A 615-nucleotide genomic window follows, 5' to 3' on the forward strand; every position below is an offset into this window, starting at 1 on the left:
TTCCTTTACCAAAAGTAACACTCGTATAATCAGTTTCACCCTTTGCATTTTTATCATAATGAACTACAGCTGAACCATCAGACTGAAGGTTATTAGAAAGATCCTTCAAGCTTGCATCAAGCTGGCCTTTATTAACTGCTTCATTCTCTTTCTTTGCTGCCTTTACACCAGAAAGCGTACGATCCGCATGTGCGCTATCTGCTATACTGATGCTGCCGCCATCTTTCTCACCACCAATCGCGATAACTTTTGTTTTCTCGTCTTGCTTAACTAAGCTATCTCCCACAACTTTGGTAATCTCGTTCTTTACTTCTTTATGTATATTGGTAATAGAACTACCAACTCCAGCAAAAGCTTCCGCTACATTGTGATAACTTGACTCACTTTCTGTACCATCTGCATTAAGCGACTTAACCTGAAATGTTGGGGCCGTCCATTGACCATTCTCATATCCTGCTCCTCCACCAAAATAGGTCGCAACTGTCTTATTCAAAGAATAGAGCTGATTACCTGCTACAGCATCCGTTGAGGTTGCAGTAATGTCTCCATTCTTCAGAGATGTAATCTTGCTGCTTTCTTTTTTGTCTCCATGTGTCGCTACAAAGGCATCTTTAG

At 41.0% G+C, this 615-nt stretch carries 1 pseudogene; it reads right to left on the reverse strand.

Going from position 1 to position 615, the window contains the following annotated elements:
* Positions 1–615: pseudogene (locus J7R13_RS08630) on the reverse strand (Vomp family autotransporter); the annotation flags it as partial.

It is taken from the genome of Bartonella taylorii 8TBB (assembly GCF_902825155.1).
GTDB classification, from domain to species: domain Bacteria; phylum Pseudomonadota; class Alphaproteobacteria; order Rhizobiales; family Rhizobiaceae; genus Bartonella; species Bartonella taylorii_A.